The organism is Rothia sp. 27098_8_161, assembly GCF_041432905.1.
In the GTDB taxonomy this organism is placed as follows: Bacteria; Actinomycetota; Actinomycetes; order Actinomycetales; family Micrococcaceae; genus Rothia.
In genome coordinates this window covers 100,682-120,949 of the sequence record NZ_JAPWAL010000004.1, presented here as the reverse complement: position 1 = coordinate 120,949, position 20,268 = coordinate 100,682, and the positions used below count along the sequence as shown (strand labels likewise).

The window sequence follows — 20,268 nt, the reverse complement described above, 5'->3', positions numbered from 1 at the left end:
TGTGTGCCGTCTGCGCCCGCGTTCCTGTGCCGCCGGGTGGCGGTGAGGGCGCGCGGGGGACTGTGGGCACGCCTAGTTCTAGTGTATCGAAGAGTGAGGCAGGCTACTATATTGCGGCCTGGGCAGTATCACCCAGATTAGCCCCCTGCACTCTTCTGGAACGTGCGCATTTGGTGGCTAGTTAGCGCGCCCCTTAATGGACATGAGGGTGCGGCGGCCCGCCTTATTCGCCTTCGTGAAGGCACGGTTACTTTGCCTGTACTCACGTTCTTGAGAGCGCAGGCGTAGACGCGCGGATTCGGCTATCATCCTGCGGTAGCGTTCGAAGCGCTCGGGGTCGAGAGAGCCGTCGGCGAGCGCCTGCTGCACCGCGCATCCGGGTTCGGAACCGTGGGAGCAGTCGCTGTACCGGCAGGCAGAAGCGTAACCGGAGACGTCGTCGAAGGTTTCGTCAATCGCGGCGCTATCGCTCGTTGCGGCTAGGGCTCGTACGCCCGGAGTGTCGATCAGCACCGTGCCAGATGATGATTTTGCGTTGGTCGAGTCTCCTTCGCTTGAGCCTTCCGCACCGGGTAAAACAAGCATCTGGCGGCTGGTGGTGGTGTGGCGCCCCTTGCCGTCAGCATCTCGGACTGTGGAGGTGACCTGCACCTGATGTTCTTGGCTATCCTCGCGGGGGTCAACTCCGGGGTTGAGCAGGGCGTTGACCAGGGTGGATTTTCCTGCGCCGCTGCGACCCAGGAATGCGGCGGTGCGTCCGGCGACAAGCTCCGCCACCGGGGCAGGGTCGTAGCCGTTGTCCGTGCAGACGGCGAGCACCGCATCCACACCACCTGCGAGGGAGTCCCTGTAGTTGGTGAGCTGTTCGGCCGTTACCAGGTCACCCTTGGTGAGAATCAGCGCGACCTGCACCCCGGAAGCGTGCGCCAGGGCGGTGTAGCGTTCAATTCGCCCAATGGACGGCTCGGGGAAGCAGGGCTCAACGATGCAGAGTATATCCACGTTGGCGGCGACAGGCTGATCCGCGGATTCTCGGGTGGCGCTGGGTCGGGTGAGGTAGCTTCGCCGGGGCAGTATCGCGAGAGGTTTGTGCTCCGCGGGCTGGCTATCGCTACCGGTTCCAGGGATGGGCTGGGTGAGTACCCAGTCGCCGACGACGGGGTACTCTTCTTCGCCGTAGTCGTTCTCAACCGGACGCAGCGGAGCGGAAAGCTTAATGAGCTCACCCCGCTCGCAGGTCAGTAGCTCGCAGCGGGTGCGGTGCACGGCGCTGACACGGGCGAGGGTAAAGTTTTCGAGGGTACCGCCGAGGGTGAACGCGGCGCGGATTGCTGAACCCTGCCAGGAAGGGTCGAACCCTAGGGTCTCTAAGGTGTATGAAGCGGGAGCAATGGTCACAGGAATAGTCTTTCTTGGTTGCGGCGCCCGGATAGCGGGTGATTACAAGGTTCGTTCTTTTTCAGGTTTCACCGTTTACAACAGCGAGGCGCGGGCGCCGGCACGGATACGGCGGGCGGCAAGGACCATCAGCCCCAACCCGATTGCGGCGTAGAGTACTGCCAGGGCTGTGTCTGCCGCCAGGAGCGCGAAAAGCTCCGGCGCGGTGCCGTTCGCGATACCGCTAGAGGCATCTAAAACCTGCACCAGCCGGGACCCCGGAACCCAGGAACACAGCCATGCAAGCCAACCCGGGTAGGTACTCACCGGCACAATCACGCCCGCGCTCACTGGCAGAATAATCGACAGAAAATTCGACCCCGTGTACGGATCCGACAGGTACAGACCGAGCCCGGCGGCAAAAATGCCCAGGCAGACCCCGCCCAGAACCGCAACCGGCATCAGTAAGATGGCACCGACTAAAAGTCCGGAACTTGCTCCCGTAGCGGAGGATGTGAGGGACAGTAACCACACGATGCCCACATTGCTCAGACCCGTTACGGATGCCAGCAACGCGGGTACCGCCGCCGCACCGAGCCAGTATCCAGCATCCACCGGGCGCGCCGTGCACACGTACTCGAAGACGCCAATCCACCGGTCTGTGGCAACGCGCGCGACAATACCGGCTGCCACGGAGCTGAGGGTCGCAATCAGGGCGGTCGCGCAGCCGATGCGTACCGTATCGTTTGCGGCAAGATCAGCACCCAGAAGCACCGTGAAAAGCACGTTAAGACCGGGTACGAGAACCAGGGTCGTGATGGCCGTTCCGAGGGTTGCGAAGGTAATAGACGACGACCAGCCAATAGAAGCGGTCGACAGAGCCCGACGCGCCGTGCCAGACAGTGATACAGCGCCAGGCAGGGCAACAGAGGAGAGAGCACGCACGCTACATCGCCCCCAGGGTGCCGCGACGGCGGGCTGAGGCGAGAGCCTTCCGAGCAAAGAGGAAGGCGCACAGCGCCCAGATGAAGCTCACGACCAGGGTCTGAATTACGGGCAGGAGCGCATCCGCCGGGGTAGTGATGGCGGTACGCCCAAGTAGCAGGTGAACCGGCGCCTGTAGGGGAATGAGCACACCCGCGGCATCCAGCCAGGCGGGCGCTTCAACGGTCGTGAAGAGAACCCCGGAAAGAATAAAAACCGGCACGAGCAACAGCTCCTCGTAGGCGATAGCGTTCGGCGTGGCCACGAAGAATACCGCAATCATGAACGTGACCGACAGGCACGCAAGCCACAGCAGGGGAACGCCCAGAACGTAGCGCGGCCAGAGTGCTGAAAAGTCTGTGACCTGCGGGTTGAGCGTCACAAGAGCCCAGATGAGCCACGACAGGGGCAAAGCCGCCAAACCCACAACGGATGCGCTTGAAACGATAGCCGCCAGCACCCGCACCGGAGAAATCGACCCCGAACACAGGTACACGAGGGTCCCACGGAAACGCTCAAAATTGATGATGCCCGCAGACACGATGCAGACCGACCACATGCCCACAATGCCCGCGCGGGTCCACGCGAGAGTCGGGTCAACGGAGTGACCCGCGGAGCTCTGCGCCGCCGCATGCACGGCGAGCGCCTGAAGGATGACTGAGCCGAGTACCGTGCTAATGAGCAGCTGAATGAAGTAGGGGACCGTCAGGAACTGGCGCAGGCTAAAGCCCATGAGCCGTAGCTGCCGGGCGCACTCCTGCCACAGGTCGTACCGTCGACCCTGCCGCTGGAACTCTTCTGAGCGTTGCGTCTGAGCGTTCATCGCTTGAGCCCCTCCGCCATCGCCAGGTATGCCTCTTCCAAGGTTGCCGGGCGCGTGTACGGTTCGGTTCGCGCCCCAATGCGTGCGGCGGCAAGTCCCTCCGCCAGGATGCGGTGCGTCTCGCCCGCCTCGAACGTGGCGCGCTCGCCGTGCCAGTAGAGGGTCAGTTCCCAGCCGGAACCGCGTGGGGCAAAAAGTACCGCCGCCTTATCGCCGAGGAACCCGCGGAGCGTATCAATGCCCTCGGTGGCGGTGGGCTCGACCTGAACCACGGTCGTGGCGGCAATACCTGCGTGCGCGGCAACGTCCTCGAGACTGCCGCTCACAGCAACGGAGCCAGCGCCCAAGACGGTGATGGTGTGCGCCAGGTCCTCGATTTCGCCCAGCAGGTGGCTTGTGAGCAGAATGGCGGCGCCGTCTTCCGCGAGAGAACGGATAAGGGTTCGTACGGTTAGGGCGATATCGGGGTCGAGCCCGTTGGTCGGCTCATCCAGCAGGAGCAGAGCGGGGGAGCCGAGCAGTGCACGGGCAATATGTAGGCGCTGCTTCATGCCGCGGGAAAACTCCTGGACAGGCCGCGTTGCCGCATCGGTGAGTTCCACACGGGCTAGGGCATGCTCAACCTCGTGCCCTCGGGCCCGCCCGGAAACCCCCGTAACATCGGCAAAGAACAGCAGATTATCGCGGGCACTGGCGCGCGGGTAGAAGCCGTTCTCCCCGCCCAGCGCGAGGCCCACGTGACGGCGCGCCCGCTGCGGGTGGGCGATAGCGTCAATACCGTTCACGGTGAGGCTACCGCCGGTGGGGGTGAGCAGAGTCGAGCACATCTGCACGGTCGTCGTTTTGCCCGCACCGTTGGGGCCGAGGAGGGCGTGAATTTCCCCGGAACTGACGCGAAGTGACACCCGGTCGACGGCGGTAAAGGTATTTTTACCTTTGCCAAAGACTCGGCTGAGTTGCGTGGCGTCAAGAACAAGAGACATGGTAGGTAACCTTCGGGTATGACCCTCTGGCTCCTATACCGGAGGGATGTTGAGCAGGATAAGCGGCTTAGCGAGCCGTAGCGAGTTGTACCCTGCGTGAGTGTATGTGTCATTTCAGTGTACCGAAAAGCACAGATAAAAGTGATGGAGGTTACTACGCAAATAGTGGGTGTTCACCTCCGCATTCTAATTACCTCGCCCTCTGACTGTCCCGGCATCGTCACTCACGTTTTGTTGCAGGCGATTTTTGGTGACAGACGTTAAAAAACGTCATCTTTGCAATGAAATGTCTTAAAGTACCGCACACCCACAAAACCCTTGACCCCACCCCGTGCCCTATGACACTCTAAATAACAGGTCAAGAGCGCCAGCGATAAGCCCCAGCTAGCTGGCCGGCAACCCTCCTCCGCGGTGGGGTGCCCTGGGTGAAGACCGGGCGGCACGCAAGAGCGTGACGCAAGCGCGGGACCGATGTGACCGAAAACGGTACATCAATCGTGACAGGATTATTCGACGACGATTCCTGTACCGTCGGCATGCGGCCCCCTAAGAATCCCCATTAGGAGCCACGCATGAGCAACAACACTACCGTCCCGACTCCCGCCAACCCCGCCGGTTGGAAGTTCGAAACCCGCCAGATTCACGCAGGTCAGGCGCCGGATGCCGCAACGGGAGCTCGGGCACTACCCATCTACCAGACCACCTCTTTCGTCTTTGAAAGCGCCGAGCAGGCAGCGAACCGTTTCGCCCTCGCCGAGCTGGGCCCCATTTACACTCGCCTCAACAACCCCACCCAGGAAGCAATTGAAAACCGTATCGCTTCCCTGGAAGGCGGCGTTGGCGCGCTACTGCTGGCATCCGGTCAGGCAGCTATCACCTACGCAATCCTGAACATTGCCGGTGCAGGCGATCACGTAGTTGCATCGCCCTCCGTATACGGCGGCACCTACAATCTGCTCAAGTACACCCTCGCCGACCTCGGTATCGAAACCACCTTTGTGGAGGACCCGGACGACCTGGACGCATGGCGCGCCGCAGTCCGCCCCAACACCAAGCTCTTCTACGGCGAGTCCGTGCCTAACCCCCGTAACGACGTGCTCGACATTGAGCCTATTGCTGCAATTGCGCACGAAAACGGTGTACCCCTGATTGTGGACAACACCGTACCCACCCCCTACCTGCTGCGCCCCATCGAACATGGCGCGGACGTGGTCGTCCACTCCGCAACCAAGTACCTGGGTGGCCACGGAACCTCCATCGGCGGCGTAATCGTTGATTCCGGTAACTTCGACTACGGTGCAGACCCCGAGAAGTTCCCCAAGTTCAACCAGCCCGCCCCCGGCTACCACGGCCTGGTCTACGCACGCGACCTGGGCAAGGACTCCGCATTCGGCGCGAACCTCTCCTACATCCTGAAGGCGCGCGTCTCCCTGCTGCGCGACACCGGTGCCGCCATCTCCCCGACCAACGCCTTCAACATCGGTATCGGTCTGGAAACTCTCTCTCTGCGCATCGAACGCCACATTGAAAACGCTACCAAGGTTGCCCACTGGCTCGAAGCGAACCCGCAGGTCGAGAAGGTCATCTGGGCTGGCGTGGAATCCTCCCCCTGGTACGAGCGTGCACAGAAGTACCTGCCCAAGGGCCCCGGCGCGGTTCTCGGCTTCACCCTCAAAGACGCAACCCTGGAGCAGACCCGCGACTTCGTAGATGCCCTGAAGCTGCACTCCAATGTGGCGAACATCGGTGACGTGCGCTCGCTCGTAATTCACCCCGCCTCCACCACCCACTCCCAGCTTTCCGCTGAGGAGCTGGAGAAGATCGGCGTGTACCCGAACTTTGTGCGCCTGGCAGTAGGCATTGAGAACATTGATGATATTCTCGCCGACCTGCAGCTGGGCTTTGACACCCTCTCCTAAACGGTGATGTAATCCGCAGGTGGACCGGTAAGCTATGGCTTTTCGGTCCACCTGCGGATTCCCCGTTACGGAGCGTTTTGTCACTGCGCGGCGCTGATGCCGCCCCACCCGTTGCTCCTTCTACCCATAGACGAGTACCCCGCTCACACCCGGCACTACCTTGCCGGCCAAACCCAGTGAAGGGACCCCCATGACTACCCAGAGCACTAACCAGTCCGGTACCACCCAGCCTGTTACCGCGCCCATCCCCGTGGCAGGTACCCAGCGCGAACACCCCGAAGCACAAGGCTATCTGCGTCAGCTGAACATCGGCGACTTGGAGCTCGTATCCGGCGTGATTCTTCCGCAGGTCACTATCGGCTACGAAACCTGGGGTACGCTCAATGAGGCTGGCGACAATGCCATCCTGATTTTGCATGCACTCACTGGCGATACGCATGTCTCTCGGGGCGTACCCACCCCCGACATGCCCGCCCCGCTGATTCGGGCTATTGAATCGGATGGCTGGTGGGAAGGCATCGTGGGGCCCGGCTCGGTCGTAGACACTAACCGTTATTTTGTGATTGCCCCCAATATTCTGGGTGGTTGCTATGGGTCGACTGGACCGGCAAGCATCATTCCCGAAGGTTACCCGGGTGCCGGTGAATACTGGGGTTCCCGCTTCCCGCAGGTAACCATCCGTGATTCTGTGCGTGCTGAGGCGTACCTGGCCCGGGCCCTGGGGGTGACCAGCTTCCGCTACGTGATTGGTGGTTCTCTCGGCGGCGCTCGTGCCCTGGAATGGGCGGCAACTAACCCTGAGCTGGTACGTGGATGCGCGGTGATTGCCTCCGGCCCTTCAGCAACGGCGGAGCAGATTTCATGGGCTCACACCCAGAATATTGCGATTCGTTCGGATGCGAACTTTGCCGGCGGTGACTACTATGCCGGTCCCGCGCCGACCGCAGGACTTGCCTTAGCTCGCCGTATCGCGCACACCACCTACCGCAGCCCCGCCGAGCTGGAGCACCGCTTCGGCCGTGAAGAGAACCGTGGCGAAAGCATCGTGGGTGGCTCGCTGGGTGAGCCGCGTGGCCGCTACGCTATCGAAAGCTACCTGGACCATCACGGCGCCAAGCTGGTTGAGCGTTTTGACGCGAACAGCTACCTGGCGGTTAATGAGGCACTGATTTCGCACGACGTGGCGCGTGGCCGCGGCACCCTGGCGCAGGCGCTGGTGCACACCGATTGTGAGTGGACGATTGCGGCGGTGAACACGGACCGCCTGTTCTTCCCGCATGAGTCGCACCGCCTGGCGGAGGCGCTATCCACTCCGGTGCCCGTGGACATTATCGAGTCGAACCACGGCCATGATGGCTTCCTCATTGAGTCGAAGCAGGTGGAGAAGATTTTGGCGCGTGCCCTCGGCGTTGAAGATGAATCTGCCACCCAGAGTGAGGCGCAGCGTGAACGTGAAGCTCTGGAGTCGATGACTCGACTGTACGGCGCTGTTACTCGCTAAGGCAACCGGCACCCGGGCGCGTTACGCGCATCCCGCTGAATGTTGTTTTCTCCAAACAGTGGGTGTGGGATTGTGAGGGAATGGCTGGGTATTCTCAACTGTCTTTCCGCCCGTTGAGAATTAACGTTCACCTTAACGGTTGGGTTATGGGACGCCGGGTGCTCGTATAGCGTGAGTGCCCGGCGTTTCTTGGAACTCGCGCTTTTGACGAGGAATTCATCTCCTTGGTACGGTTTATTGCTACCTGCCGTCAGACCGGAATGAGTCTTGCCGACAATCGCACAATTTTGGATAATCTGGATAACCACGCACTCTCCATCGACGTGATGGAGCGCGCCCGCCGAAAGATTGAAAACGAGATTGTCGGGCTGCAACAGAACCTTGAAAACCTGGATCGCCGTATTCAGGAGCACCGCCATCACCTCGACAGCACCCGCTCGATAACCATCTAGTTTTAATGCACAAACAGCATGTAACACCCGGTAGACCCGATGTGATGTAGGGAATACCGGGCATCTTTTCATATTCAGCTGAGTATGCTTGGTTACTCATGCTAAGCTGCTGGGTATTTTCAGCATCTAGCTTTAGCTCCAGGTAGCTTCCAGCGGGTCAACACCGTGTGCACGAGCATTCTCATAGATGACTTCCCGCAACCACTCCGCAAGCCCGGTCACGAGCTTCTCGTAATACGCCTTGAAGCGGGCATCCTCAACGTAACCGCGGGCTAGAATAGCGTGCTTAGCGGGGGTGACCTCAAAGAAGAACAGGGAGGCGCGGTGCCGTTCGGCGAGCGCATTCGCCTCCTCGCTGCCCGGCTGCACGCCGTGGTTGAACGCCTCGACGAGGGCTCGTTCTACCTCGTCAATCTGCTGTTTGCCGTTCTGCCAGTCGGCACGGTCCATTGAGGCAGTACGGCGCTGGTATTCAGCCCAGTCGTCAGTTTTCTCGTAACGCTCCTGCGCTTCCTGCTGGTGGGCGAGGCTGAACCCTTCACCCATAATCTCTGCTTTTTCGGCAGCGCTGAGCTGCTCATTTTTAGGTGCCATAGTGTCCTCCAAAAGGCGTTCGATGGTTTCAAGCATGCGCCGGTGGGCGGTGATTTTGCGTTGAAGCATATCCCGCTGAGCGAGCAGATGCTCGGTGCTGTTCTCCTGGTCCTGCAGTATGTTGCGAATAGCGTCAAGGCCCATGCCGATGGCGCGGTACCCCAGGATGACGGTGATTCGTTCAAGGTCTGTATCGGTGTAGTACCGGTACCCGTTGAACGTATCATGTGCCGGGTTGAGTAAGCCTCGCTGCTCCCAGTGGTGAAGCGTGCGCACTGTGAGCCCGTGCAATGATGCCGCTTCTCCTACGGTGTATTTGTGCTGCCCGTCAGGTGGTGTTATGTTCGCATCCATGGTTTCACTCTAAAACCTCACGTTAGGTGAGGGTCAAGCTAGCGGCGGAACCTGCGGTGCAGGTTTGCGCGGCAGTCCTCGCTAAGATGGGTGCATGAGCGAAAACAAATACGTCGTCGAATACACCCGCCCCGAGAACGAACGAGCAGGCACCCACCTGGTGCTCATGCTGCACGGCTACGGCTCCCAGGAGCACGATTTGCTGTCCCTGGCGGCGCACCTTCCGCAGGAGGGCTTCACCTACGCCTCCATGCGTGCGCCGCAGCCGGTCGGTACCCAGTTCTCCGCGGACTCGACCGGCGCTTACATTGCCGCAGATGCTATCGGCTACCAGTGGTACCCGCTGAACCAGCAGCTCGAATCTAACCAGCGCGCCATCGAACAGGCGAGCGACTACGTGCTGGAATGGGTGCGCGAGAACCGTGCACCGTACGCTTCGGTGACCCTGCTGGGCTTCTCGCAGGGCATGGGTGTCGCAACTTCGATGGTGCGTCATGCCCCCGGCGAGTTCGCTGCGGTGGTGGGTCTGTCCGGCTACGCGGTGGACTCGGATTCGCCGTACTTCAAGGATGATGAGCTGAAGAAGACCGAACTGCCGGTGTTCTTTGGTCGCGATCAGGAAGACCCCGTCATCCCGCAGGAGATAGTGAACTACACCTACGACTGGATCCGCAAGTACACCGACGGCATCAAGGTGCTGTACGCCGGTATCGGCCACGGCGTTGGCCCCATGGAGATTCGCCATGTGGGCGAGTTTCTGGAGGTGAAGGTGCAGGGTCAGGAGCCGCGTATTCGTGCGCAGAAGGTTGCGGAGGCGACCGGCGCCGCGGAAGGCTCTGACGCCTAAATCGACTATATGGAAAGCCCTCGGGTCATGACGACTCGGGGGCTTACGTTGAGCTTTTGCTTCTGCTTGGGATGCCCGGTTCCGCTTGGAAAGGCGGTTATCGTCCTCGTTCCTACAGGGAACCCGCCTTCGCTTCGCTTCGGGCACCCTGATGTCACGTTCGGACGATATCGCCTTTTCGCGCTGGAGTTAGCAGGCCTGCCTGTAGAGCTGTGCGGGTGCGGCCGCGTTTTCCGGATGCGCCCTCAGGGTGTCAGCCCGGACGCTCTCCGATGCGGAGCGAGGAGAGGGCGGAGCGTCCGGGTGACGGGTGCCCCTGCGTAGGCGCGGAGGAAATATGCGGCGCCCCGCCCCTGATTAGTGAGGGGAGGAACGAAGGGGAGCACCGCGGCAACCACGATGGCGGCTCTGCGGGGTGTGCTCGGCACGGATTAGATCTTCTTATTCCGGGGCGGTGGGAAAGAAGGCGGTGTTCTGGCTGTCCCGGAAGACCACAACACCGAGGAAGATCATCGTGCTGCCCGGTGGGTGGTCTGTAGCGACTCTGCCCACCTCGGCACTCAATCCTGCTGTGGGGGTTACGTGTAGCGAAGCGAGCTGAACATCCCGGTTTCCATGTGATAGGCGTTATGGCAGTGAAATGCCCACTCACCGGGGTTCTCAGCGATCAGGTCGGCGATTATGGTTTCGCCGCCGCGGAGAAGGACGGTGTCCTTGCGTAGCCCGCCGCTGCCGGGCAGCGACCACGTGTGGCCGTGGATGTGCATGGGGTGGGGCATCATGGTCCTGTTGCGCATGACCATCCGCAGGCGCTGGCCCTCCTGCACGGTCGCGGAGGAGGATTGGCCGTCGGTGAGAATGCTCCATTTATACGGCATCATCTGCCCGTCCAGGTCGATGCTGACTTCTCGGTCTGGTGTGCCCTCGGGCAGGAGTGCACGGTCTGCTGGCTTCAGGGAGGACAGAAGCAGCCCGGTGGACGACAACTCGGGGAAGTCGACATCGGGGCTGGGGGCCTGGCCGCCGGCGGTGCGGATGACGGCGAAGGCGCGGTCGTTCTTACCCACCGCCAAAGCCGTGAGCGGGAAGACGCCGTCGCCGAGGATGACCTCGACGTCGACACGCTCGCCCATCGACAGGTAGATCGATTCGGTCTCCAAGGGCTGGACAGGGAAGCCGTCGGTGTGGGTAACGGTCATGCGATGACCCCCGAGGGCCAACTTGAAGATGGTGTCACCGCCGGAGTTGATAAACCGCAGGCGGGCCTTGTTGCCCGGGCGAGCCTCGAAGGTCCGGTGAGCACGGGGGATACGTCCGTTGATGAGGTAGTGCGGATACATCACATCGCCGGCATCCCCGCCCAGTACCCGATCCGGGGTGCCGTGATGATTTTCCATTCCCATCTTCCCGTGATGGTCGTCCGAACCCATTCCGGTGAGCTTGTCGAGCTCATCGTCGGGAGTGCCCTGAATGCCATCGACCCAGTCGTCGAGCACGATGGTCCACTCAACGTCATGGTCCTCAGCGTCTTGCGGATCACGGATGATCAGTGGGGCGTGGAGGCCGCGATCAAGCTGCAGGCCGGCGTGGGAATGGTAGAAGTAGGTGCCACCGTGGGGGACTTTAAAAACATAGGAGAAAGACTTGCCAGGTTCAATGGGGTCCTGGGTCATGCCGGGCACACCGTCGGCTGCGTTTTGGAGTGCGATGCCATGCCAGTGGATGGAGGTGCTCTCAGGCAGTTCATTGGTGATATCGACCTGGAGGACGTCGCCGACGGTGGTCTCAATGGCCGCATCCCCGGTGTTAGAGACGTATCCCCACGTCTTGGCTTCGATGCCGCCGATATCCAGGGAGAGGGGCCGGGCGGTCAGCGTCCGGCGCACCGTCGGCTCACCGAGCGCAGTGGGGGTGGGAGTGGGGCGAAGGGAGGGACCTGGTGTCGAGGCAGCGGGTCCTGGGTTGCTGGTGCAGGCGGCCAAGGCCCCGGTGCCGGCGAGGGCGAGCCCGCCGAGCAGAAACTGTCGTCGGGGAAACGCGTTCGTCATGATTTAACCTTTCTTGGTACAAGATTTCAGTGATATGGGAGACAGGCGCAGGTGAGGACTCTGCTGAGCCATCACGTCAGGCGCAGGTCTGTGACACAGATGGCACCGTCGTCGGTGGTGGAAAACTCCGTGGTGCCGGTACGCCCCTGGTAGCTGACCTCAATCAGGCCGATGGCATCATCGGTGATTGTGACCTGGATATCCTCATTGTCGAGTTCCCCCAGGCAGGTCGTGAGGCTGTGGTAGAAGCAGTCGTGGGAGGCCATCGGCAAGAGGCGGGGCGGTGATCACGGGAAAGCTCCTACGAGTCGGTGGGATGCGGTGATGCCACTTCTCTAGCATATACCCCCCTGGGGTATATTTTCAAGGGGGTAGGGTATGGCTCTCGCGCGGGGCAGGGCGTGGTCACCGAGTAGCCTCCTCACTATTGGGAGGGGACAGTGGGAGGCGGAGGGTAAACACTGCTCTGCGACCGGGCCCGGGGGAGGTGGCGGTGAGAGTGCCGCCGTGGGCCTCAATCTATGCCTTGGAGATGGTCAGACCGATACCGGCCCCGCCATTGTCCCGACTGCGGGCGCCCCCCCCCGGGTAGAAGCGTTCGAAGATGTGTCCGGGCTGGCCAGGTGGGATGCCCTCGCCGTCATCGGCGATGTGGATGAGCGCGGTGGACACCCCCTGTCGGTGGACGCTAATCCGGACCTGCCTGCCGGCCGGGGTGTGTCCTCCACCTCTTGAAAATATACCCCTGGGGGGTATATGCTAGAGAAGTGGCATCGCCGCATCCCACCGACCCGTAGGAGCTTTCCCATGATCACCGCCCCGCCCCGCCTCTTGCCGATGGCCTCCCACGGCTGCAGCTGTTGCGGACCTGCCTCACGTGCCGACACCGTCTCCAACCCTGCCGCCAGCGACTCGTCAGCAGGAGGGTCCTCCTCTAGCTATCAGGTCACCGGCCTTACCTGCGGGCACTGCGCGAAAAGCGTGAACCAGGCCCTTCAGACCCTCCCCCAAGTCGACGACGTCCAGGTTGATCTCGCTGCTGGTGGTGTTTCCACCGTCACGGTCACCGGTGTCGTACCTCCGGAGACGGTTCGCCGGGCTATCGAGGCGACCGGCTACACCGTCTTATCCTGATCGATTTACCCATCATCTCGACCCCGACCGGGTTGAGCGAAAGGAACGTCATGAACACTCCCCACCATTCCGGCGATCACCATGGTGATCACCCCGCTCCAGAAACAGACCACACCCACCACCCGGATCATGCCAGCCACGAACACCATGCAGATGCCGACACTCACGGCCAGGCGATGTCCCACGGTCACCCGCACTCTGTCCTGGACGAAGACCACCAGGTTCATGGTCACGGCGAACACGCCGGGCACAGTACCGCAATGTTTCGGGAACGCTTCTGGTGGTCACTGATTCTGTCCATTCCCGTCGTTATTTTCAGCCCCATGGTCGCCCACCTGCTCGGCTACCCCCTCCCGGAATTCCCCGGATCCACCTGGATTCCCCCGATACTGGACACGATCATCTTCGTCTACGGCGGAACGCCTTTCCTCAAGGGCGGATGGAAGGAACTGAAATCCCGCCAACCCGGGATGATGCTCCTGATTGCCATGGCCATCACCGTGGCGTTTGTCGCCTCCTGGGTCACCACTCTGGGGCTGGGCGGTTTTGACCTGGACTTCTGGTGGGAGTTGGCCCTGCTGGTGACCATCATGCTGCTGGGACACTGGCTGGAGATGCGCGCTCTCGGGGGTGCGTCCTCCGCGCTTGACGCGCTGGCTGCCCTATTGCCGGATGAGGCCGAGAAAGTCATCGATGGGACCACCCGCACCGTGGACATCTCCGAGCTGGTCGTCGGCGACGTCGTACTGGTGAGGGCCGGTGCCCGGGTGCCGGCCGACGGAACCATCATCGACGGAGCCGCCGAATTCGATGAGGGGATGATCACCGGCGAATCCCGTCCCGTCTTCCGCGACACCGGTGACAAGGTGGTCGCCGGTACCGTGGCCACCGACAACACCGTCCGCGTCCGGGTGGAGGCTACCGGCGGGGACACCGCCTTGGCCGGAATCCAACGCATGGTTGCCGACGCACAGGAGTCCTCCTCCCGGGCCCAGGCCCTGGCGGATCGGGCGGCGGCGTTGTTGTTCTGGTTCGCGCTGATCTCTGCTCTGATCACCGCGGTGGTGTGGACCACCATCGGCAGCCCGGACGATGCCGTGGTGCGCACGGTCACGGTGCTGGTCATCGCCTGCCCGCACGCCTTGGGCCTGGCGATTCCGCTGGTCATTGCGATCTCCACCGAGCGGGCCGCGAAATCCGGGGTGCTCATCAAGGACCGGATGGCGCTCGAGCGGATGCGCACCATCGACGTGGTGCTCTTCGATAAAACCGGTACCCTGACCGAGGGCGCGCACGCGGTCACCGGTGTCGCGGCAACTGTCGGCGTCACTGAGGGCGAGCTGCTGGCCCTGGCCGCCGCCGCGGAGGCCGACAGCGAGCATCCCGTGGCCCGCGCCATCGTGGCGGCCGCGGCCACCCATCCCGAGGCCTCTCGTCGGCAAATCCGTGCAACTGGTTTCAGCGCCGCCTCCGGCAGGGGGGTCCGGGCCACTGTCGATGGCGCTGAGATCTTCGTGGGCGGGCCGAACATGCTGCGCGAGTTCAACCTCACCACCCCGGCCGAGCTCACCGACGCCACCAGCGCCTGGACCGGGCGTGGGGCCGGTGTACTCCATATTGTCCGCGACGGTCAGATTATCGGTGCGGTGGCCGTCGAGGACAAGATCCGCCCCGAATCCCGCGCCGCTGTGAAAGCCCTGCAGGACCGCGGGGTGAAGGTCGCGATGATTACCGGTGACGCGCAGCAGGTGGCCCATGCGGTTGGCCAGGACCTGGGGATTGATGAGGTCTTCGCCGAGGTTCTGCCCCAGGACAAGGACACCAAGGTCACCCAGTTACAGGAGCGTGGCCTGAGCGTGGCCATGGTCGGCGACGGTGTCAACGACGCCCCGGCCCTGGCCCGCGCCGAGGTCGGCATCGCCATCGGAGCCGGCACGGATGTGGCAATGGAATCCGCCGGAGTGGTCCTGGCCAGTGACGATCCCCGGGCAATATTGTCGATGATTGAGCTCTCGCAGGCCAGCTACCGTAAGATGATCCAGAACCTCATCTGGGCGTCCGGTTACAACATCTTGTCCGTGCCCCTGGCCGCCGGCGTGCTCGCCTCTAGCGGCATTCTGCTTCCCCCGGCTGCTGCTGCGGTGTTGATGTCGCTGTCGACGATTGTGGTGGCGCTTAACGCTCAGTTGCTGCGCCGGATTGATCTGGACCCGGCCCACCTGGCTCCCACCAGTCCGAAGGAAGAACACACCACGCCTACTCCGGCATCCACCGCCGTCCACTGATTCACCACTTCTCTCCACTGCCCCATATGACCCTGAAAGGCTCCACCATGAAGCGCACCCTTTCAGGGTCATATGGGGACCATGGACGAGATGGGTGGAATGGATCACGGCGTGAGCGCCATGGAGATTCGTCACGTGGGCGAGTTCCTGGAGGTGAAGGTGCAGGGTCAGGAGCCGCGTATTCGTGAGCAGAAGGTTGCGGAGGCGACCGCCACCGCGGAAGGCTCTGACGCCTAAATCGACTATATGGAAAGCCCCCGGGTCATGACGACTCGGGGGCTTACGTGTGGTTCCGCTTGGAAAGGCGGTTATCGTCCTCGTTCCTACAGGGGCTGGGTGGGTGGACGCTATACCCTTCCTCCGCTCCTGCAGGGGCACCCGCCGCACCCGGACGCTCCGCTCTTCCTTGCTCCGCGGCGGAGAGCGCCCGGGTGGGCACCCTGATGTCGCTTCCGGAGGGTATAGCTACCCTCGGCTCTGGTGAGGTGCGCGCGGAGGGGCGGTGTCGTCCGTAGTGACATCAGGGTGCCCGAAGCGAAGCGAGGGCGGGTTCCCTGTAGGAACGAGGACGAGCACCGTCCCTCGCATGTAGCCCTAACCAAGCAGAGAGAGGCTAGCCCTCGTGCGCAACCTTCACGGTCACGCTGTTGAAGGTCACCGTATCGCCGGGGTGCAGCTGCTTGCCGCGTGCTTCCTCAATGTCGCCGTTGACCTTTACCAGGCCGTGCTGAATGACCTCGCGTGCCTGCGCGCCGTCCTCGACAAGGTTAGCTAGCTTCAAAAACTGGCCCAGACGAATCATGTCGTCGCGAATAAAAATTTCTTCCATGCTCTCTAGTTTATCCCGCCGGGTGCATCCTGGCGTCCGGCAAAAAAAGGGGGAGTGGTGGGCCGGGGCAGGCATACCCAGGGGTGGGGCGGTGATGGTACCCTAGTGTCTTGCATCAAAAAGTGTGCATATTGCGCCGATGAGCGCGAATACGGGCGCCCCGTTCTGGGCGGTGTCCCTTATGAACCCGAACTCACGCACGTCACAGCCGGTGGCGGGGCAGAAGGAGTAACTATGGCTGAAAAGTCCACCCTCGATAACGTTATTGCGCTCGCGAAGCGCCGCGGCTTTGTTTTTCAGGCCGGTGAAATTTACGGCGGTTCCCGCTCCGCATGGGACTATGGCCCCCTCGGTGCAGAGCTGAAGGAAAACATCCGTCAGCAGTGGTGGCAGCGTTTCGTCCGCTCTCGTGCGGATATGGTTGGCCTGGATTCTTCCGTTATTCTGCCTCGTGCGGTGTGGGAGGCGTCCGGTCACGTGGCGACCTTCACCGACCCGCTGGTTGAGTGCCTGTCGTGCCACAAGCGTCTGCGTCAGGATCACCTGTTGGAGAACTTTGAGGCGAAGAAGGGTCGCGCGGCTGAGGGCATGGATGAGATTGCTTGCCCGAACTGTGGTACTCGTGGTGAGTGGACTGAGCCGCAGAACTTCTCCGGTCTGATGAAGACTTACCTGGGCCCGGTTGATAATGAGGAGGGTCTGCACTTCCTGCGCCCGGAGACCGCTCAGGGTATTTTCGTGAACTTCAACAATGTGGTGACTGCTTCTCGTAAGCGCCCGCCGTTCGGTATTGGCCAGATCGGTAAGTCGTTCCGTAACGAGATCACTCCCGGTAACTTCATTTTCCGTACTCGTGAATTCGAGCAGATGGAAATCGAGTACTTCGTGCACCCGGATGACGCTGATAAGTACTTCAACGAGTGGGTTGAGGATTGCTGGAACTGGTTCATTGACCTGGGTATTAACCCGGAGAACATGCGCCGCTTCGACGTTCCTCAGGATGAACGTGCACACTACTCGGCTGGCACTATTGACGTTGAGTACCGCTTCGGCTTCCAGGGTTCCGAGTGGGGCGAGCTGATGGGTGTTGCGAACCGCACCGACTACGACCTGGGTGTGCACAACGAGCACTCCAATGCGAAGCTTGAATACTTCGACCAGGCTACCGGTGAGCGTTACGTGCCGTACGTGATTGAGCCGTCCTTCGGTCTGACCCGCTCCATGATGGCGTTCCTTGTTGACGCATACGTCGAGGATGAGGCACCCAACACTAAGGGCGGCGTGGATAAGCGCGTCGTGCTGAAGCTCGACCCGCGCCTGGCGCCGGTCAAGGCTGCTGTCCTGCCGCTGTCGAAGAAGGCTGAACTGTCTGAGCCGGCAACCAAGCTGGCGAATGAGCTGCGTGGCCTGTGGAACGTGGACTACGACGAAGCGGGCGCTATTGGCCGCCGTTACCGCCGCCAGGATGAGATCGGTACCCCGTTCTGCATCACCGTGGACTTTGACACTCTCGAGGATCAGGCTGTGACCATCCGCGAGCGCGACACCATGAACCAGGAGCGTGTGGCTCTGGATCAGGTGAAGTCTTACCTGGCTGCACGCCTGGCAGGCTAAAAATAATTCATAACATGGTCGGCGGGTAGCTTCTTAGAGTGAAAGAGGCTACCCGCCGTCGTGTATTTGGGCTACCCTGGTTAGACTGATTGGCACGATTGATGCGAGCGAAGGAAAGGTGCACGAACATGGCTAAACGCCTCAGCGAAAAATTTGAGATTCGCCCTTGGCAGGAGGGTGATGACCTTGCCCTGCTTGAGATTTGGAACTCTGCCCGCAATGAGAATGAGGAGCGCCAGCGTGGCCTTTTCGGCCCGGATACGGACGCGCCGTTTAGCCGCACCCTGGTGGTGACTGTTTCTGGCGTGCCGGTGGCTGCGGGTACTGTGGTGGCTTCGCTGCTGCATCCGACGCGTTTGTGGTCGTATGTGGAGGTCGCGGCTGATCACCGCCGTCAGGGTATTGGTACCGCCCTGCTGGATGCGTTGCGTGAGATTGCGGCGGCGCACGGTCAGACCACTGCTCTGCGCGTGAAGTTGGCGCCGTTTAGTGACGGTGAGGAGTTCGCACAGGCGGCTGGTATGAAGCTGATTCAGCGTTCCCGTATGGTGCGTGTGGAGCCGGGTGCGATTCCTCCGGTGTCGTTGCGTGAGGATGCTGACGGTAACGAGACTCAGGCTATTGAGGATTTGGCGACCGGTTCGGTGGAGCTGACCGCCGCGCTGTGGGAGTTCTACCGTCGAGCCCACGAGTGGGATGTTCCCGCCGAGGTGGGGTTGGGCACGGTGAACCGTTATTTCCTTTCCGATGAGTCGCGTGCTTTTGGAGCGGTGGTGCTTCGCGATCATATTCGTGAGGCTGCCGCCGAGGGTAAGAAGGGCCCGATTGTTGCATTTGCGGTGAGCTACCACCCGTTCGAGACTGACCCGGAGGCGGCCCTGGTGGATGAGAACACCGCCACCGAACTGCTGCTGGGCTACGACTTTGATAATGAGGGCGCCGTGGAGGCGATTATGCAGGTACTGTCCCTGCTGAGCGCTAAGTATCCTGTGCTGGTTGAGGTTGATGACTCTATGGAGGCGCTGGTTCAGGTAACCGATGTGTTGCTGCGCGCCGGTACTGCTTCAGTGGAGGGTGATCCGACCTATATTTACGTGACCGAGTAGGTTTTCGGTACCGGGCCTGCTGGCTGATTCTTGCTGAGAGGGGCGGGGGAGTGGAGTGCTTCCCCGCCCCTTGTGCGTACCTGCGCCTCCTGGCGGTTGCTGTGCCTGCGCCATGCCGCTGTGCTGTGTTGTGCTGTTGTGTCGCGCCGCTGTACCCCCTCAGCTGAGTCCGGTTCTCAATTTGCCCCCGTATGCCACAATATAGGGGTGAATTCTGAAGCACCCCGTCTTACCCTTCCGCCCCTGAAACTGGGCAAACTGACCGTTGATACTCCCGTGGTTCTCGCCCCGATGGCTGGCGTGACCAATAAGGCTTTCCGCCGCCTCTGCAGTGAATATGGCGGCGGCCTGTACGTTACCGAAATGGTGACTGCGCGTGCCCTGGTGGAGCGTAAGCCCGAGTCCATGCGCATTATTGAACATGACCCGGACGAGAAGATCCGCTCCATCCAGATTTACGGTGTGGACGCGGTCAATGTCGGTAAGGCTGTGCGCATGGTCGTTGAAGAGGACCGAGCCGACCACCTTGACTTGAACTTTGGTTGCCCGGCTCCTAAGGTGACTCGCCGCGGTGGCGGTGCCGCCCTGCCCTGGAAGACTGACCTGTTCACTGCGATCGTGCAGACCGCGGTGAAGGAGGCGTCCCGTAACGATATTCCGCTGACCATTAAGATGCGTAAGGGTATCGACGATGACCACATTACGTTCTTGGAGTCCGCCAAGATTGCTCGTGATACCGGTGTTGCAGCGATTGCCCTGCATGGTCGTACTGCGGCTCAGCATTATTCGGGTAAGGCTGACTGGGATTCGATTGCGCAGCTGCGTGAGCTGATTCCGGATGTGCCGATTCTGGGTAATGGCGATATTTTCTCCGCTGAGGATGCGGTGCGTATGGTTGAGCAGACCGGCGTGGACGGCGTGGTGATTGGTCGCGGCTGCCAGGGTCGCCCGTGGCTGTTTGGTGACCTGCAGAATGCGTTTGATGGTTCGTCGGAGCGTATCCGCCCGACCCTGACTGAGGTGTCGGACATGATTTACCGCCATGCAGAACTGCTGGTGGAAACCTTCGGCGATGAGACCCGAGGCCTGCGTGAGATCCGCAAGCATGTGGCGTGGTACTTCAAGGGTTACCCGGTCGGTGGCGAGCTACGTGCGAAGATGGCTCAGGTGCCCGATCTGGTGACGTTCCGTGAACTGATTGCTCAGCTGGACCACTCGATTGGTTACCCGGGTGCCGCCGTGGAGGGTTCGCGCGGTCGCGCCGGCAGCCCCAAGCAGCCGCACCTGCCCGATGGCTGGCTGGATTCGCGCATCCTGGGGGATGCTGAGCGTCTGGGCCTGGTCGAGGCTGAGCTGGATATTTCCGGCGGCTAAACACCTGTACTTGTGTGCCGCGGCGTGCTGTTTGCGCGTCGCGG

18 protein-coding genes, 1 pseudogene and 1 riboswitch are annotated in these 20,268 nt (G+C 61.5%); of the genes and pseudogenes, 10 read left to right on the top strand and 9 right to left on the bottom strand.

All coding sequences use genetic code 11. The features are described from left to right. Positions 1 to 177: 177 nt before the first annotated feature. The 4 genes from rsgA to O3648_RS02765 form a co-directional block, all read right to left on the bottom strand. Positions 178 to 1,398, bottom strand: a complete 1,221-nt coding sequence (gene rsgA, locus O3648_RS02780) for a ribosome small subunit-dependent GTPase A (protein WP_371568276.1) — start codon at positions 1,396 to 1,398, stop codon at positions 178 to 180. Positions 1,399 to 1,473: 75 nt separating this feature from the next. Beyond that, complete coding sequence (locus tag O3648_RS02775; protein WP_279790938.1) at positions 1,474 to 2,322, bottom strand: ABC transporter; 849 nt, start codon at positions 2,320 to 2,322, stop codon at positions 1,474 to 1,476. A gap of 1 nt (position 2,323) precedes the next feature. Further along, a complete protein-coding gene (locus tag O3648_RS02770; RefSeq protein WP_279754349.1) occupies positions 2,324 to 3,184 on the bottom strand; it encodes an ABC transporter permease in 861 nt (286 codons plus the stop codon). After that, on the bottom strand, positions 3,181 to 4,167 hold the full coding sequence (locus tag O3648_RS02765; RefSeq protein ID WP_279754350.1) for an ABC transporter ATP-binding protein: 987 nt from the start codon (positions 4,165 to 4,167) through the stop codon (positions 3,181 to 3,183). Before O3648_RS02765 ends, O3648_RS02770 begins: the two co-directional genes overlap by 4 nt. Positions 4,168 to 4,523: 356 nt before the next feature. Beyond that, positions 4,524 to 4,636, top strand: a riboswitch (SAM riboswitch). Positions 4,637 to 4,739: 103 nt separating this feature from the next. On the opposite strand from O3648_RS02765, the gene O3648_RS02760 reads away from it, so the two are divergent. The 3 genes from O3648_RS02760 (at position 4,740) to O3648_RS02750 (ending at position 8,039) form a co-directional block, all read left to right on the top strand. Further along, positions 4,740 to 6,086: a bifunctional o-acetylhomoserine/o-acetylserine sulfhydrylase gene (locus O3648_RS02760; RefSeq protein WP_279742007.1), complete on the top strand. Its 1,347-nt coding sequence runs from the start codon at positions 4,740 to 4,742 to the stop codon at positions 6,084 to 6,086. Between the two features lie 190 nt (positions 6,087 to 6,276). Then, on the top strand, positions 6,277 to 7,587 hold the full coding sequence (locus tag O3648_RS02755; protein WP_371568271.1) for a homoserine O-acetyltransferase: 1,311 nt from the start codon (positions 6,277 to 6,279) through the stop codon (positions 7,585 to 7,587). A gap of 287 nt (positions 7,588 to 7,874) precedes the next feature. After that, on the top strand, positions 7,875 to 8,039 hold the full coding sequence (locus O3648_RS02750; RefSeq protein WP_371568269.1) for a hypothetical protein: 165 nt from the start codon (positions 7,875 to 7,877) through the stop codon (positions 8,037 to 8,039). 132 nt (positions 8,040 to 8,171) lie between these two features. Here the strand turns inward: O3648_RS02750 and O3648_RS02745 are convergent, their stop codons facing one another. Beyond that, positions 8,172 to 8,987, bottom strand: a complete 816-nt coding sequence (locus O3648_RS02745) for a MerR family transcriptional regulator (protein WP_371568266.1) — start codon at positions 8,985 to 8,987, stop codon at positions 8,172 to 8,174. A gap of 94 nt (positions 8,988 to 9,081) precedes the next feature. Here O3648_RS02745 and O3648_RS02740 point away from each other — a divergent pair, with 94 nt between their 5' ends. Beyond that, the gene (locus O3648_RS02740) at positions 9,082 to 9,834 is read left to right on the top strand and encodes an alpha/beta hydrolase (protein WP_371568263.1); all 753 of its coding nucleotides are present in this window, start codon (positions 9,082 to 9,084) and stop codon (positions 9,832 to 9,834) included. Between the two features lie 578 nt (positions 9,835 to 10,412). Here the strand turns inward: O3648_RS02740 and O3648_RS02735 are convergent. From O3648_RS02735 to O3648_RS02725, 3 genes and pseudogenes are all read right to left on the bottom strand, one after another. Then, positions 10,413 to 11,882 (bottom strand): multicopper oxidase family protein, encoded by a 1,470-nt coding sequence (locus O3648_RS02735; protein WP_371568261.1) that lies wholly within the window; start codon positions 11,880 to 11,882, stop codon positions 10,413 to 10,415. A gap of 71 nt (positions 11,883 to 11,953) precedes the next feature. Next, a complete protein-coding gene (locus tag O3648_RS02730) occupies positions 11,954 to 12,148 on the bottom strand; it encodes a hypothetical protein (protein WP_279789159.1) in 195 nt (64 codons plus the stop codon). A gap of 139 nt (positions 12,149 to 12,287) precedes the next feature. Further along, positions 12,288 to 12,602 (bottom strand): annotated as a pseudogene (locus O3648_RS02725) (sensor histidine kinase); the annotation flags it as partial. 87 nt (positions 12,603 to 12,689) lie between these two features. On the opposite strand from O3648_RS02725, the gene O3648_RS02720 reads away from it, so the two are divergent. The 3 genes from O3648_RS02720 (at position 12,690) to O3648_RS02710 (ending at position 15,538) form a co-directional block, all read left to right on the top strand. Beyond that, entirely contained in the window at positions 12,690 to 13,016 is a 327-nt protein-coding gene (locus O3648_RS02720) for a heavy-metal-associated domain-containing protein (protein ID WP_279754356.1), read from the top strand. Positions 13,017 to 13,276: 260 nt separating this feature from the next. Then, complete coding sequence (locus O3648_RS02715; protein ID WP_371568330.1) at positions 13,277 to 15,301, top strand: copper-translocating P-type ATPase; 2,025 nt, start codon at positions 13,277 to 13,279, stop codon at positions 15,299 to 15,301. 72 nt (positions 15,302 to 15,373) lie between these two features. Continuing rightward, positions 15,374 to 15,538, top strand: a complete 165-nt coding sequence (locus O3648_RS02710) for a hypothetical protein (protein WP_371568259.1) — start codon at positions 15,374 to 15,376, stop codon at positions 15,536 to 15,538. Between the two features lie 376 nt (positions 15,539 to 15,914). On the opposite strand, the gene O3648_RS02705 is transcribed toward O3648_RS02710, so the two are convergent. Next, entirely contained in the window at positions 15,915 to 16,130 is a 216-nt protein-coding gene (locus tag O3648_RS02705; RefSeq protein WP_279754358.1) for an RNA-binding S4 domain-containing protein, read from the bottom strand. Positions 16,131 to 16,364: 234 nt separating this feature from the next. On the opposite strand from O3648_RS02705, the gene O3648_RS02700 reads away from it, so the two are divergent. The 3 genes from O3648_RS02700 (at position 16,365) to dusB (ending at position 20,224) form a co-directional block, all read left to right on the top strand. Beyond that, on the top strand, positions 16,365 to 17,744 hold the full coding sequence (locus O3648_RS02700) for a glycine--tRNA ligase (protein WP_279789165.1): 1,380 nt from the start codon (positions 16,365 to 16,367) through the stop codon (positions 17,742 to 17,744). 128 nt (positions 17,745 to 17,872) lie between these two features. Further along, positions 17,873 to 18,850 carry an N-acetyltransferase family protein gene (locus O3648_RS02695; RefSeq protein ID WP_371568256.1) on the top strand — a complete coding sequence of 326 codons (978 nt, stop codon included), beginning with the start codon at positions 17,873 to 17,875 and terminating at the stop codon, positions 18,848 to 18,850. Between the two features lie 207 nt (positions 18,851 to 19,057). After that, complete coding sequence (dusB, locus tag O3648_RS02690; protein WP_371568254.1) at positions 19,058 to 20,224, top strand: tRNA dihydrouridine synthase DusB; 1,167 nt, start codon at positions 19,058 to 19,060, stop codon at positions 20,222 to 20,224. The last annotated feature ends 44 nt before the right edge of the window (positions 20,225 to 20,268 follow it).

Coding starts and splice junctions, on each gene's coding strand:
- O3648_RS02715 (WP_371568330.1), top strand. CDS start 13,277: ATGTTTCGGGAACGCTTCTGGTGGTCACTGATTCTGTCCATTCCCGTC.
- O3648_RS02740 (WP_371568263.1), top strand. CDS start 9,082: ATGAGCGAAAACAAATACGTCGTCGAATACACCCGCCCCGAGAACGAA.
- O3648_RS02735 (WP_371568261.1), bottom strand. CDS start 11,882: ATGACGAACGCGTTTCCCCGACGACAGTTTCTGCTCGGCGGGCTCGCC.
- O3648_RS02730 (WP_279789159.1), bottom strand. CDS start 12,148: ATGGCCTCCCACGACTGCTTCTACCACAGCCTCACGACCTGCCTGGGG.
- O3648_RS02755 (WP_371568271.1), top strand. CDS start 6,277: ATGACTACCCAGAGCACTAACCAGTCCGGTACCACCCAGCCTGTTACC.
- O3648_RS02720 (WP_279754356.1), top strand. CDS start 12,690: ATGATCACCGCCCCGCCCCGCCTCTTGCCGATGGCCTCCCACGGCTGC.
- O3648_RS02760 (WP_279742007.1), top strand. CDS start 4,740: ATGAGCAACAACACTACCGTCCCGACTCCCGCCAACCCCGCCGGTTGG.
- O3648_RS02710 (WP_371568259.1), top strand. CDS start 15,374: ATGGGGACCATGGACGAGATGGGTGGAATGGATCACGGCGTGAGCGCC.
- O3648_RS02745 (WP_371568266.1), bottom strand. CDS start 8,987: ATGGATGCGAACATAACACCACCTGACGGGCAGCACAAATACACCGTA.
- O3648_RS02765 (WP_279754350.1), bottom strand. CDS start 4,167: ATGTCTCTTGTTCTTGACGCCACGCAACTCAGCCGAGTCTTTGGCAAA.
- O3648_RS02705 (WP_279754358.1), bottom strand. CDS start 16,130: ATGGAAGAAATTTTTATTCGCGACGACATGATTCGTCTGGGCCAGTTT.
- O3648_RS02770 (WP_279754349.1), bottom strand. CDS start 3,184: ATGAACGCTCAGACGCAACGCTCAGAAGAGTTCCAGCGGCAGGGTCGA.
- O3648_RS02695 (WP_371568256.1), top strand. CDS start 17,873: ATGGCTAAACGCCTCAGCGAAAAATTTGAGATTCGCCCTTGGCAGGAG.
- O3648_RS02700 (WP_279789165.1), top strand. CDS start 16,365: ATGGCTGAAAAGTCCACCCTCGATAACGTTATTGCGCTCGCGAAGCGC.